This is a genomic window from Helicobacter anseris (genome assembly GCF_003364335.1).
GTDB lineage: Bacteria > Campylobacterota > Campylobacteria > Campylobacterales > Helicobacteraceae > Helicobacter_H > Helicobacter_H anseris.
The window spans coordinates 35,933-48,809 of the sequence record NZ_NXLX01000008.1 but is presented as its reverse complement, the minus strand read 5'-3'; the positions used below and the strand labels follow the sequence as shown (position 1 = coordinate 48,809).

The window sequence follows — 12,877 nt, the reverse complement described above, 5'->3', positions numbered from 1 at the left end:
AAATTTAGTGTTTTGTAATTTTAGAGTAATCTTTTATTTTATAAATTATTTGGTTTATTTTTTCCAAGTCTTTTTTTCTAGCATCATTCTCTTTTGTAATATCTATATCTAGCATTGCAATATCAAATTCTAGCAACTCCGATAAATCTCTTTCATTTTGGATAGCTACAAAAAGTTGCTTAAAAGTTTTTAATTTTTCTAGATTAGGAGATTTATTTATAGAATCTAAAAGAATAAATGGGGGATAGCTTTCTTGCAAGGAGGTGTATTTTTCTATCGTGGTGGAAAGATAAAAATTAAAGTCTGCTTGTGTGAGATTTTGATTTGCAAAATAGGGAGGATTGGAGGGCATTTGCAATTGCAGGGCATCTAAAATATTTTGCCCAAGAAGCTCTTTTGCATTTTTTAATTCAAGAGAATCTTCACATATAACACCAATAAGTAATACATCTGGATAGAGAGTTTTTAAAGCTTTTGAAATCTGTTTGATAGTTTTATTATCTATATATTTTGGATTTTTTGCAGAAAGTATATATCCAATCATATTAGCACCCATTTGAGCACAAGATATTGCATCATCAATATTTGTAATACCGCAAATTTTAATAAGAGGCTTATTTTTAAACGCAAGATTATCAAAAAGCTTCTGATAAAAAATATTAGTTTGTTTAGTCCCTTTTTTATAGCTTTTTATAAGATTTGGTAGTGGGGTTGTTTGATTGATGACATTAAAAAATATTCCATCAAATCCACTAGCTCCAATCAAATAGCCATCATGATTATTATTGATATGTGATTGAAAAATAATTTTGATTTGATTGGATATTGAGGAGATTTCTTGTTTTAAGATAAAAATATCCTGGCGGTTACTAACAGAATCTAAAGCAAGACTTATAAATTGAGGGTTATATGGTTTTAAAAAATTAAATTCCTCAAGATTTTGGATTTGAAAGATTGGGGTAATTTGATATTTTTCTATTTCCTGTAGGATTGTTTCAAAAATATCTATCTGGTTAATAAAAGTTGCAATACTAAGCCAAACTATATCCGCACCTATTTTATAGCTGACTTCTATTTCTTCTGGAGATTTAATCCAATCTTTTCTTAAAATAGTGGATTTTTTAAAAGTATTTTTAATTTGCATGAGATATGTAATGCTCTCTTTGAAAAAACCATCTTGTGCAGATATGGCAATAATATTTGCTCCACGATCAAGATAGTATGAGGCAGTTGCAATAGGATTATTATTTTTGTTTAAAAAAGTGTGATTTATTTCTACAATAATGAGTGTGCTATCAGATTGTGGGGGACATAGGGGAGCAGATCTTTGCTGAGGAATATTGATACCAAAAGCAAAACCATTTTTTAAGATTTCATTGCTTCTTTCTGATAGAAGTGTTTTTAGATTTTTTTGCACACCTATTCCTTGGGGATCGTATTGGTTTTCAAATAATACACAAAATACACACTTTTAGGGTATTATTTTGAATACTTTACATAAAATAAATTCTTAAGGAAGTGTCTTTTGGAATCCCAACTTATGGCTTTAGCTATTGAAACATACAAAATTACTCTGATTATTTCTTTGCCTGTATTATTGGTGGGTCTTGTAGTGGGGCTTTTGGTGAGTATTTTTCAAGCTACTACTCAAATAAATGAAATGACACTCTCTTTTGTTCCAAAAATTTTAGCAGTTATAGTAGTGATTATCTTTACAATGCCTTGGATGTTGAATATGCTTTTAGATTATACAAGGCGTTTGATAGATATGATCCCAAGTTTTATTGGATAGATTTTGATTAAAAATATTGATTTTTCTAAGTATTTGAGTTTAAAGATAGGGACAATTTTACCTGTTGAGATTATTGATGGCTTTGAATACAATAAGGATTTAAGAATCTTAGGCTTTGGTTATAATCTTTTGGTTTCGCCAAAAGCAGAAAAATTAGCAATTTTGGATGATTGTTTTGATTATATTAGGGATATTGGAGAATTTATTGAGGTGGGGGCTAGCACAAGAAGCTCAAAGTTATTTAGATTCTTTTTTGAAAATGATTTGAGGGGTTTGGAATTTTTACGCTCTCTTCCTGGTAGCATTGGTGGATTGGTGAAAATGAATGCAGGTATGAAGGCATATGAGATGAAAGATACTTTAGAATCTGTGTGTATAGATGGAGAATGGGTTAATATAAAAGAACTTAATTTTTCTTATCGCAGCACTGATATTAAAGGGATTATTTTTGCAGCAAGATTTAAAAAAAACTCTGGATTTAATCATAATTTGTTAGAGCAATTTCAAATTCTTAGAAAAAGTCATCCTAGCGTTCCTAGTTGTGGAAGTTGCTTTAAAAATCCTAAAGGAGATTACGCGGGTAGGTTGATTGAAGCTGTTGGTATGAAAGGGTATTATATCAATGGGGTGGGTTTTTCTGATAAGCATGCAAATTTTTTAGTTAATATTGATAAGCAAAGAGCAGATTTTGATTCTGCGCTAGAAGTAATTGCTTTGGCACAAAAAAAAGTTTTTGATGCTTTTGGTATAAAACTGGAAAAAGAGGTTATAATAGTAGAATAATCGTAGCAAAAGGATTGTGTTATGAATACTTCAAAAAAATATCATTATAAGTATCTTAGTTTGGCGCTTGCTGGGGTATTTTTTTCTTGCTCTGAAGTATCTGCTCTAGAGTTTGGTGGATTGGGTAATGTATCTGCTGGTATGGGTGGAGCTGGAGTAGCTTTGAAGAATTCTCAATGGGCATTATATTACAATCCTGCATTACTTGGAGTAAGTAAAAAAAGTCGTTTTGCATATAGTTTTGGTGTTTCTGTGAAAGAGGAAAATATATTAAGCCTTACAAAGGTAGATTTTAAAAATTTACAGAAACTTCCAAGTCAAATTGGCTCTTTATTTTCTAACACAAAAACTAAAACTACATTAGCAAATCCTATTTCTCTTTCTGGTGCTACCACTAAGGCTAATGATATAAATATGGGTGGATATTTTGGAGATGTGTTAAATAATCTTTTGGGCACAACAAATGGAACAAAACCCACAGATGATAGTCTTAATACTTTTTTAAAAGATTTGATGGGGAATAATGGAGGTAGTAGCGGTGATTTAAGTGCGACTATAGAGGAATTTAAAAAACAGATAAATGACGAGAAAACAGGTGATCAGCTTATTGAAAAATTTAAAGACAAGCTTGAAAGTGCGAGTGAAGCTGCTGGAGGAAATGCAATCTTTGATTCTATACTTGGTAATCTTACGCCAGAAAATGTAAAAGGATTGGTAGATTTAGTAAAAGATGGCACTACCAATGGGGGCAATATTGATGTAGATAAGGTATTAGATAAACTTGGTGGTGTAAAAATTTCTCTATCAGATAATGCAGATTTGAATCGTGCAATTAAAGATATTTCTACTATTCAAGATACTTTAAAGCGCAATGATTTCTCTTTAATGTCTCAGAATGGTATTGTTTTACAACTTGCTCCTAGAGATAATGTAGGTGGCTTTGGTATGGGAATCTTCTTGAATGCATTTGCAAGTGGTTCTGCAAGTTTTGATGAAAATCATAATAAGATTATTGTGCAATCAGGTAGCAATTATGTGGAGCTTGGAATTGGTAATGGAGATATTACCTTGAGTAAGTCAGATGAGAATAACTATAAAAGTTCGTCAATTTTTAGCCCAGATGCCAAACATCATATTAATGCTGCTGGATTGGCTATCGTTGAGGTTCCTGTAGGCTATGGTCATAGCTTTGATGTGGGTGCTGGAGCTTTAAGTATAGGAGCGACAATAAAATATCTGCAAGGTATAGGATATAGCATTTCTCAAAATGTGGCGATAGATAGTATCTCAAAGATTAAGATTCCTAATACTCCAATTTTTTCACAAAATTTTGGTCTAGATATTGGTGCTTTATACACTATTGGTGGTTTTAGCACAGGTATTGTTGCAAAAAATATCAACAACCCAAGCTTTAAGATTAGCAGTGATAGGACATTTTATTTAGATCCTCAGGTGAGAGCAGGGGTAGCTTATGAGTGGGGTATTTTAAATTTAGCATTTGATGCAGATTTATTGCCAAATAATACACTTTCATATACATCACCAAAAAATCAAATGATTGGTGGTGGAGTAATGTTTGATTTCAAGTATTTTGATTTTAGGGTTGGTGCTATGTATGATATTAGAAATACAACAGATGAGGGAGTGATTTTAACTGGAGGTATCAATTTATTTGGATTTTTAGATATAGCAGTGCAAAGTGGATTAAAGACTATCACTTATGATAAATATAAGATACCCAATCATTTTAGCATAAAAGTAGGTGGGGGCTTTAGTTGGTAAAAGGAGTAAGATAAATGCCTTATGTAGATATAAGAGTTGCGGGTAAATTAAATATTGAGCAAAAGAGAGAGATAGCAAAAGAAGTCTCAGAAACCCTAGAGCGTATAGCCAAAAAGCCAAAAGAAAGTGTTTATATTTCTTTCAGTGAATTTGAAAGAGAGAGTTTTGCTAAAGGTGAAAATATCCTTAGTGATTTAGATAATAAGCAAAAATAGTTTTTATTTTATTAGAAATTTTGTATTGTCAAATGTATTGTTTGAATCTTCTATTTTTTGAGGTTTTGTTGGAATACTAAATCTATGGGTATAGGTAAGATTGATGGTATAGGGGCTATAAAAGTGCAATCTGTCTCCCTGAAGTGGTCCAGAAGCAGATATCTTATAAGTTATGTCTAATCTATTATCTGTATCAAATGCTAAACTAACACCAAGATTTAAACCAATACTAAAAGAAAAACTTTGAAAAGTTTCAATTTTTGTAAGACCTGTATTAAGACCAACGATAAATCCAGCAGTATTTCTCTTTTTTCTAGCAAAAATATCAAACAATAAATCATAATTTATTAGAAAACTACTTGAATTGATGCTTTTTGAAGAAGAAAAATCAATATGATAGGTATCAATAAATTCTAGAGTTGCTCTTGCACCAAATATATTTTGTGGAAAGGGTGTGAGAAATCTTGAAAAATCTTGATAACCAATTAAAAAATGATATCCATAAGATGTAGTGTTTTCAAATTTTTCACCACTCAGAAATTGAATCCCAGTAGAAGGAATGCCAACACCAATACCAAGAATAATTCCACTTTTGTTTTTGCCTTGTATGAGATCTTGAATATATGTAGGGCTGATATTAGAAGTTGGCATTTGTGCTAAAAGAAAAGAATAGCAACATAATAATGCAAAACATATTCTTTTCAATCAGCAACCTTTATAATTTTTTTGCATTGTAACAAAATTAAATAGGTAGAACTCTTATTTTTGGATGCAATCTCTCTTGCAATACATTTTCAATTGCATATAGTGTTCCAGTAGAAGCACTAGCACAACCATTGCAAGCACCCATATAGCGTATATAAATATCAATATATCCATCAGTGCTGTCTTTAATATCTAATATTTCCATATCGCCGCCATCCATCATTAACATAGGACGTATTGTTTCATCAATGGTTTTATCTACCGCCTTGATTTTTTGAACCATTGTCATATCCACAAAATCAAGTTCTCCAAGATTTACTTTTTGAGCATTTTCTTTAAGCTTTTCTGCTTCCATTTCTGTTCTAACATCTCGTAAGATATCTACAAGATAATAATCTCGTTTTTCATGACCACCAGGCTTAATACAGCTCTTGCAAAAAGCCCCAGCTTTTGTATATTGTGTGATTTCTTCAACACTTTTTAGATCATTTAATCTAATAACTTCTTTTATAGTAGAAAGACTTACTCTTGCACACTCACATACGATGATTTCATCTTCAAAATCTTCCATATTTTTCCCAAGATAAAGTCCCGCAGCTTTTTTAATTACATCATATGCCATTACCGAGCAGTGCATTTTTTGACCTGGTACAGCAGGAGTGTCTGGATCATCTCTTAGGGCATTTTCTACATCAAGATTGGTAATTTTTACTGCATCTTGCACTTTTTTTCCTAGACAAAGTTCTACCATCATATCACTACTAGCAATAGCGGTTCCACAACCAAAGCTCTTAAACTTTGCATCAATAATAATGTCATCTTTATCCACAAGCCAATAAAGTCTCACAGCATCACCACAAGATTCTGCTCCATAGTCTGCAACTATTAACTTTGCATTTTTTGCATCCGCATCTTTTTGGGTCAATACTCCCAAATGTGTCGGATTATCCATTCTTTCACTTACTTTTTTTGAGTAAGCATCCCAAAGTGCGCCACCAATTAAATCATTCTTTGCCATTATATTTTTCCTTCATATGAACTTGAAATTTTTCTAAGTCTTTCAACCGCCTTGTTGAATACCTCGATTGTATAGTCAATTTCTTCTTTTGTATTAAATCTAGATAGTGAGATTCTTACCGCAGTATGTGCGAGTTCCTTATCAGCACCAATTGCCACCATAACGGGATTTGCTTCCAAATCTTCACTTGCACAAGCACTTCCTGTAGAGCAAGCAATACCAGCTTTATTTAAATCCCAAAGCATCGCTTCTCCTTCAATACCCCTGATACTAATGAGTGTAGTATTTGGTACACGATGTTTTCTATCACCAATTACAAAAACATCAGGGATTTTCAATAAAGCATCTTCAAGATAATTGCGTAATTCTAAAATCGTAGAATTTTCATAATCAAGATAGCTTTGTGCTAGACTCATTGCCTCGCCCATACCAATAATATAAGGCACATTTAATGTCCCACTTCTTCTACCTCTCATATGTTCTCCACCATGCAAAAGAGGAGTGAGTTGTCTACCTTTTTTGATATATAGAGCTCCTATTCCCTTTGGTCCATGGAATTTATGAGCAGAGAAAGATAAAAAATCTACATTTGCTTTTTGCACATCCACTGGAATCTTTCCAATTGCTTGAACTGCATCTGTGTGAAATAAAACACCTTTTTCCTTACAAATCGCTCCTATCTCTTCTATAGGAAAGATAAGCCCTGTTTCATTATTTGCCCACATAATACTTACTAAAGCAGTTTGCTCTGTGATTGCTTCTCTAACTTGATTTGCTGAGATATTTCCATCTTTATTGATGCTAAGATAAGTTACTTTGACACCAAGTGATTCTAAAAATCTGCAAGTAGCACCTATAGCAGGATGCTCTACATCAGTGGTGATAATATGATTTTTTTCACCTTTAGCAATAAGATCAAAATATACCCCTTTTAAAACCCAGTTATTAGATTCTGTGGCACAAGAAGTGATAATGATATCATCTTCTTCTGATGCATTGATACCCTCATAGAGTTTATTAAATGCATCGTGTAGGGCTGGATGAATTTCTGTTCCAAATTTGTGTAGAGAATTTGGATTTCCGTAGTGTTCGCAGAAAAAAGGTTGCATTATTTTTTCTACTTTTGGATCCACCATTGTAGTGGCATTATTATCTAAATAAATGCGTTTTTGCATCATTGTCTCCTAATGTTAATTCTAAATATAAATTAGTTTTTAATTATTTATTATGCTCTTTTAGAGCGCGCATATTATAGTGAAAATGTGATAATAACCCATAAAAAAATAAAAATTATTGAGCAATTACAACAGCTATTGCAAATTCAGTTTCGTGAGTTATGCTAACTTTGAGGTTTTTAATTTCAAAATATTCCATTTTATTGTTTATAAGTGTTATAAGCGGAGCATTATTGTGATTTTTTGTAAGTTGAATATCTAAAAAGCTTAAATGCTTTCCAATTCCAACGCCTAAGGCTTTTGAGCAAGCTTCTTTTGCTGCCCAAAAACCTGCAATTGTCTGTGGATTATATTTTGTGAGAGCAATTTCTTCTAAGGAGAGAAATTTTTTTAAAAATGCATCTGCATGTTTATCAAGAATTTTTTTTATTCTGAAAATTGAAACGATATCAACCCCTATTTCCATCTATTATTGCACAACAAACTCAGTAAAGAAAACATTTTTTATAACCCCATCAGCAAGAATCTGATTTACTCTTTGTAATATCTCATCTTTTATACGCTCTTTGCCTTTAGTAGTAACGATTTCTTCGATGGATTTGGATGAAAGAATATCAATGATAATGTCTTTCACAACAGTTGCTTTTTTGATCAATTTCTACTTCAAGTTTTGGATTGCTAAGCTCTAGAGTGATTGAAGTTTTAAGATACCTTCTTCCATTTTGTGTTACAAGATTTACAACAAAAGAAGGATTTATGGCATACAATGGACCAATGTTTAGTAGATTTGCATCTTTTGAAGAAATTGCTGGTTGTTTTTGCTGTGCTTGCTGGGCTTCTGATTGTTGAGATGCATCAGAATGTTTTTCTCCTCCACTACCAATGAGCAAAAAGGCAACTAGTATTATAATGATGACTAAAAAGACAACAGCTCCTATAACGATAAAAAGTAGAGCTTTACTCTTTTTTTCTTCTTGTTCGACTTTTTCTTCAGCCATCTTTAGAACTCCTTATTGGCATAATAGACTAAACTGCTTTTTCCAAATTTTTTAGCCTTTATTATACTAAAATCTTTTATGTTTTGTGGCATTTCATGGGATGTATAGCATTCAAAAATAACAAGTAAGTTATTTTTGTTTTGTATTTTTTCTATAACTTTAAAACACCTAGAATAAATATCGGCAAAATTTTCTCTTATTGGAAAGGGAGGATCAAAAAAAAGTATATTTTTTGAATTCTCATCTTGTTGCTTAAGAATATCTGGTAATAATTCAAAACTATCTCCAAGAAAACTTTGAAAATTTAAAGTAGGAATTTTTTGTTTGATTTCATTGAGGTTTTGATTAAGTATGTTGAAGCTTTTTGGATTTTTTTCAATAAAAATTGCTTTTTGTGCTCCTCTGCTGAGTGCTTCTATGCCTATAGAACCTGTTCCTGCAAAAACCTCGATAAAATTAACATGAGAAATTAGAGGAGCTAAAGTATTAAACAAAGATTCTTTTAAGATAGCCTTACTTGATCTTGTGGCTTCAGAATCTACCATATGAAGCTTATGATGTTTAAGTAGCCCTCCTATAATTTTTATAGTGCTTTTATTTTTTATCATTTTGCAAAGTATTGTAGATTTGCTTTGAAAATTCTTGTAAGAGATGATCAATTTTAGTTTGTATTTTTGGATCTTGCAAATCTAGCTCGCTAGGGATTATATGAGAAATAGTATTTTTTTTGATGCGCGTGTGGTAAAAACTTTGCAAATCTTTAAACAAGCTTACTGGTGTAAAGGGTTTTTTGATGTGTGTATTGCTTGTTGAATCTAAAAGACATACTGGCTTTTCAATCTGTAGGGCAATATCAGAAATTACAAATTCAGATTCTGTATAGGAAGTGAGATATTCTTGAAGGTAATATTCAAGTGATTTTTGCAATAAGGTTGATTCGCACATAATACAAATTTTCATTCTGCGCCCTCATCTTCATCATCTGTGGCATATCCATCATTGGCGTGTGCTCTTAGATATTGGATAATAGTTTTAGCTTCTGTGTCAGTTGGCATTGCAAAAGTTCTCATAGTATTAAAAATACCGTCCCATTCTAACATCGTATGCTCTTTTGGAGAATGTGCGGCATGGCACATAGAACAAGTATCATAGTAAAGGAATTCTGCATCAGCCCAAGCCTCAGATTGGGAAGTGGAAAGTTGTTCTTTTGGAACCGCAATCTCAAGAGTATTAAGTTTGTTGTCTTTGTCAAAAGTCAAGAGCGGTAATGTTATATTTTTTGTGGCATAAAGCACTTTATTGTCATCTTTTTTTAAATAACCTTGAATTTTTATAATAATCTCTTTGCTATTCTCACCAATCTTTTCCCCACTAATGCCTCTAGATAAAATGCCAATCCTTGAATGATTTTTTGGATTAAAGGCTATGACATCATCATTGATAACATAAAGTGTTTCTGCAAACATAAAAGTCTTTAAAAAAATAAAACCTAATAATATTTTTTTCATTACTAAGCTCCTATAACACTTGGGGGTAGTGTTGATTTGTAGGGTTTTATGATTTCATCAGATTCTAGTTTTCTAATATTTACTAATGTTGAATTTACAGATGTGGCTTGTGCCATTTGACTTGTTGGACGAGAAGAGGTTAAAACATTGACATGCCCAGCATTACATCTAGGTTTTTCTTCAGATGGGTTTTCAGGGTCATACCAAGCGCCTTCTTGAATAGCAACAACTCCTTCTCTGATATTTTCTGTGATATAAGCACCAGCTAGAATTCTTCCTCTAGCATTAAATACCTCGACAATTTCTCCATGTTTAATGTTAAGCTTATTTGCATCTTTTGGATGAATCATCACTGGCTCCCTTCCTTGAATTTTATAGAGATTTCTAATCCAAGTATTATCCAATTGAGAATGCACACGATAGCGCGGATGTGGAGAAAGTAGATGGAATGGATAAGTTTTAGCTTCTTTTGCACCAAGCCATTCAGCAGGTTCAAACCATGTTGCATGTCCTTTGAAATCTGGTAGATTATAAGAGGCAAATTTTTCAGAAAAAATCTGTATTTTTCCACTTTCTGTAGCAAGTTTATTGGCAATTGGATCTTTTCTAAAATCAGAGTGTCTTACATATTGATATGCTTCTTTTGGAATCTCAAACTCCACAAAACCATCTTTCCAAAATTGTGCAAAATCTTTAAAAGAAGGACCATCGCTTTTTTCATAAAAACTTTCTATCCATTGCATATAAGTTTTGCCACCGCTATATCTTCTTTCTAATTGCTCTCCACCTATTTTTCTTGCCAATGTCTTAAAAATCTCAAAATCATCTTTTGATTCATAAAGAGGCTCAATTGCTTTTCTCATTGCATAAATTACATTTCTTGAGTAAGAGCCACCTGAGGTAATATCATCACGCTCAAGAGTTGTAGTTGAGGGTAGTATAATATCAGCCATTTTTGCAGTAGGTGTCCACCAAGGTTCATGCACAACTACTGTATCTACACTTCTGAGTGCTTGGATAAGTTCATTGGTATCTGGCTCATGACCAAGTAACGAAGCACCACAGACATATACCATATCAATTTTTGGGTAAGTAATTTTTTTGCCTTTAAAGTTGATTTCTTTATTGGGATTTAAAATTGCTTCAGATACTCTTGATGCTGGAATTGTATATTTTACACGATTGCGACCTTGTGCTAAGCCTGGTGTAGTTCTATATCCAGAATTTGCTTGACCACCTCCTGCATAATGCATTGAAAAACCAAACCCACCTCCAGATAATCCGATTTGACCAATCATGCAAGCAAGAGTAATAAGTGCCCAATCTGCTTGTTCACCGTAATGGGCTCTTTGCATTGCCCAGTTTCCGGCTAAAAAAGTTCTAGTTGATACAAAAAGATCAGCTAGTTCTTTAATTTTTTTGGCTGGAACTTCTGTGATTTTTTCAGCCCACTCGGGGGTTTTTGGAATCTTATCTGTTTTTCCTAGCAAGTAGGGTAAAAATTTATCAAACCCATCGGTATATTTGGCAATAAAGGTTTTATTGTATTTTTTTGAAGTATAGAGATAGTGCATCATACCAAGCATTAGTGCGACATCTGTATTTGGACGAATTTTAATCCATTGTGCATCAAACATTTGAGCTGTTTCTGTGTAAATAGGATCTATGGAAATAAATTTAATACCAGCTTTTTTATATTTTGGATAGTAAATATCATTTAGATGATTTGGAACGACATAGTCTATACGATTACATTTAAAGAGATCTGTGCCCCAAAGCACATAAACCTTGCAATTTTCAATCATTTCTTCATGGGTGGTTTGTAGGGAATATACTTCCATATCCCCCATAATTCCAGGATTTACTCTACCAGCAGCACCATTGCTATATTCACCATCTGTTCCAACAGCGCCTCCAAACACAGTATTAAAAAATCTACCAGCAACAATATTTGAATTGTGCAATCTTCCAACATGCCCCCATCCACCATAACTAGCATTGTATATATTGTCTCTAGGAGTTGCTTTTAGCTTTTCTACTAAGAGATTAAGTGCTTCATCCCAGCTAACTCTTACAAATTCCTCTCTTCCTCGTAATTCTTTGTGATTTTCCTTGCCTTCAAGATAGCTTTTTCTAATACAGGGGTATTTGATTCTTGTATCAGAATATGTTCTATCAATAATTGCTTTTATCATAACTGATGGGTTTGCATCACTTTTTTGGGGTTCAATATCTTTGATAATGCCATCTTCAACTTTTGCATAAAATGGACCAAAATGGGTTGCATGTGGTATTTTTTCAATTTTTTTAAATACTCCTACAGCTCCAAGTGGTTGTAGTTGTAAGCCTAATGTGCTACTTGCAGCAAATTTCAATATACCACGTCTTGAAACACCCATTTTATTTCCTCTTTAATTTTGTTTTTTTAAGTTTGTTATTATACAACAACAAATAAATGATGATTTTAATGAATTATTCAAAGGAAGAAAATTGGCTTGTAGGATTTGTCCAAAAATAAAAAAATATGATTTTTTTTGGATTGTTTTTGTGTGTGTGGCTATGTGGGGGGTAAATAAATATCAAGAGCACAAGGCTGAGGTAAAAAAGCAAGTGGAAAAACAGCAATTTTTAGATTTGCAAAAAAAATGTCTTTTTGGTGATGAGGTAGCCTGCAAAGAAGCATATCATTCAGAAAGCAAGAATTATTAAATTATTTGTATAACGATTAGGGAAAAAATAAAAATTTAAGATTGAAATAATAAAGTGGCTCCGGATGTAGGATTCGAACCTACGACCAAGCGGTTAACAGCCGCCTACTCTACCGCTGAGCTAATCCGGAATGTAGAGTTAAATTTTAAAGAATGCAATTATAGATAAAAAAAATATCAAAGTCAAGATTTT

14 protein-coding genes, 1 tRNA gene and 1 pseudogene are annotated in these 12,877 nt (G+C 32.6%); 5 read left to right on the top strand and 11 right to left on the bottom strand.

The genetic code is table 11. The features are described from left to right. Positions 1–4 precede the first annotated feature (4 nt). Entirely contained in the window at positions 5–1,417 is a 1,413-nt protein-coding gene (locus tag CQA57_RS04315; protein ID WP_170126821.1) for a beta/alpha barrel domain-containing protein, read from the bottom strand. A gap of 108 nt (positions 1,418–1,525) precedes the next feature. On the opposite strand from CQA57_RS04315, the gene fliQ reads away from it, so the two are divergent. The 4 genes from fliQ to CQA57_RS04295 are packed head-to-tail and all read left to right on the top strand — an operon-like array spanning position 1,526 to position 4,572. After that, entirely contained in the window at positions 1,526–1,792 is a 267-nt protein-coding gene (gene fliQ, locus CQA57_RS04310; RefSeq protein WP_115579002.1) for a flagellar biosynthesis protein FliQ, read from the top strand. Positions 1,793–1,795: 3 nt separating this feature from the next. After that, the gene (locus tag CQA57_RS04305) at positions 1,796–2,575 is read left to right on the top strand and encodes a UDP-N-acetylmuramate dehydrogenase (RefSeq protein WP_342767475.1); all 780 of its coding nucleotides are present in this window, start codon (positions 1,796–1,798) and stop codon (positions 2,573–2,575) included. A gap of 21 nt (positions 2,576–2,596) precedes the next feature. Further along, on the top strand, positions 2,597–4,357 hold the full coding sequence (gene traF, locus CQA57_RS04300) for a conjugal transfer protein TraF (RefSeq protein ID WP_115579000.1): 1,761 nt from the start codon (positions 2,597–2,599) through the stop codon (positions 4,355–4,357). Positions 4,358–4,371: 14 nt separating this feature from the next. Beyond that, on the top strand, positions 4,372–4,572 hold the full coding sequence (locus CQA57_RS04295; protein WP_115578999.1) for a tautomerase family protein: 201 nt from the start codon (positions 4,372–4,374) through the stop codon (positions 4,570–4,572). 3 nt (positions 4,573–4,575) lie between these two features. On the opposite strand, the gene CQA57_RS04290 is transcribed toward CQA57_RS04295, so the two are convergent. From CQA57_RS04290 to CQA57_RS04250, 9 genes and pseudogenes are all read right to left on the bottom strand, one after another. Beyond that, on the bottom strand, positions 4,576–5,277 hold the full coding sequence (locus tag CQA57_RS04290; protein ID WP_115578998.1) for an outer membrane beta-barrel protein: 702 nt from the start codon (positions 5,275–5,277) through the stop codon (positions 4,576–4,578). 37 nt (positions 5,278–5,314) lie between these two features. Continuing rightward, positions 5,315–6,295, bottom strand: a complete 981-nt coding sequence (locus CQA57_RS04285; RefSeq protein ID WP_115578997.1) for an iron-sulfur cluster assembly scaffold protein — start codon at positions 6,293–6,295, stop codon at positions 5,315–5,317. Next, the gene (locus tag CQA57_RS04280; RefSeq protein WP_115578996.1) at positions 6,295–7,473 is read right to left on the bottom strand and encodes a NifS family cysteine desulfurase; all 1,179 of its coding nucleotides are present in this window, start codon (positions 7,471–7,473) and stop codon (positions 6,295–6,297) included. Before CQA57_RS04280 ends, CQA57_RS04285 begins: the two co-directional genes overlap by 1 nt. A 112-nt stretch (positions 7,474–7,585) precedes the next feature. Further along, positions 7,586–7,936 carry a holo-ACP synthase gene (acpS, locus tag CQA57_RS04275; RefSeq protein WP_115578995.1) on the bottom strand — a complete coding sequence of 117 codons (351 nt, stop codon included), beginning with the start codon at positions 7,934–7,936 and terminating at the stop codon, positions 7,586–7,588. 3 nt (positions 7,937–7,939) lie between these two features. After that, positions 7,940–8,468: pseudogene (gene fliL / locus CQA57_RS04270) on the bottom strand (flagellar basal body-associated protein FliL). A gap of 2 nt (positions 8,469–8,470) precedes the next feature. Beyond that, complete coding sequence (gene rsmD, locus CQA57_RS04265; protein ID WP_115578994.1) at positions 8,471–9,076, bottom strand: 16S rRNA (guanine(966)-N(2))-methyltransferase RsmD; 606 nt, start codon at positions 9,074–9,076, stop codon at positions 8,471–8,473. Beyond that, entirely contained in the window at positions 9,063–9,428 is a 366-nt protein-coding gene (locus tag CQA57_RS04260) for a hypothetical protein (RefSeq protein WP_115578993.1), read from the bottom strand. Before CQA57_RS04260 ends, rsmD begins: the two co-directional genes overlap by 14 nt. Next, the gene (locus CQA57_RS04255) at positions 9,425–9,976 is read right to left on the bottom strand and encodes a hypothetical protein (protein WP_115578992.1); all 552 of its coding nucleotides are present in this window, start codon (positions 9,974–9,976) and stop codon (positions 9,425–9,427) included. The genes CQA57_RS04260 and CQA57_RS04255 overlap by 4 nt, the downstream gene beginning before the upstream one ends. 2 nt (positions 9,977–9,978) lie before the next feature. After that, positions 9,979–12,375 (bottom strand): molybdopterin guanine dinucleotide-containing S/N-oxide reductase, encoded by a 2,397-nt coding sequence (locus CQA57_RS04250; protein ID WP_115578991.1) that lies wholly within the window; start codon positions 12,373–12,375, stop codon positions 9,979–9,981. Positions 12,376–12,466: 91 nt separating this feature from the next. On the opposite strand from CQA57_RS04250, the gene CQA57_RS04245 reads away from it, so the two are divergent. Further along, positions 12,467–12,685, top strand: a complete 219-nt coding sequence (locus CQA57_RS04245) for a hypothetical protein (RefSeq protein ID WP_115578990.1) — start codon at positions 12,467–12,469, stop codon at positions 12,683–12,685. 55 nt (positions 12,686–12,740) lie between these two features. On the opposite strand, the gene CQA57_RS04240 is transcribed toward CQA57_RS04245, so the two are convergent. Continuing rightward, positions 12,741–12,815, bottom strand: a tRNA-Asn gene (locus CQA57_RS04240). Between the last annotated feature and the right edge of the window lie 62 nt (positions 12,816–12,877).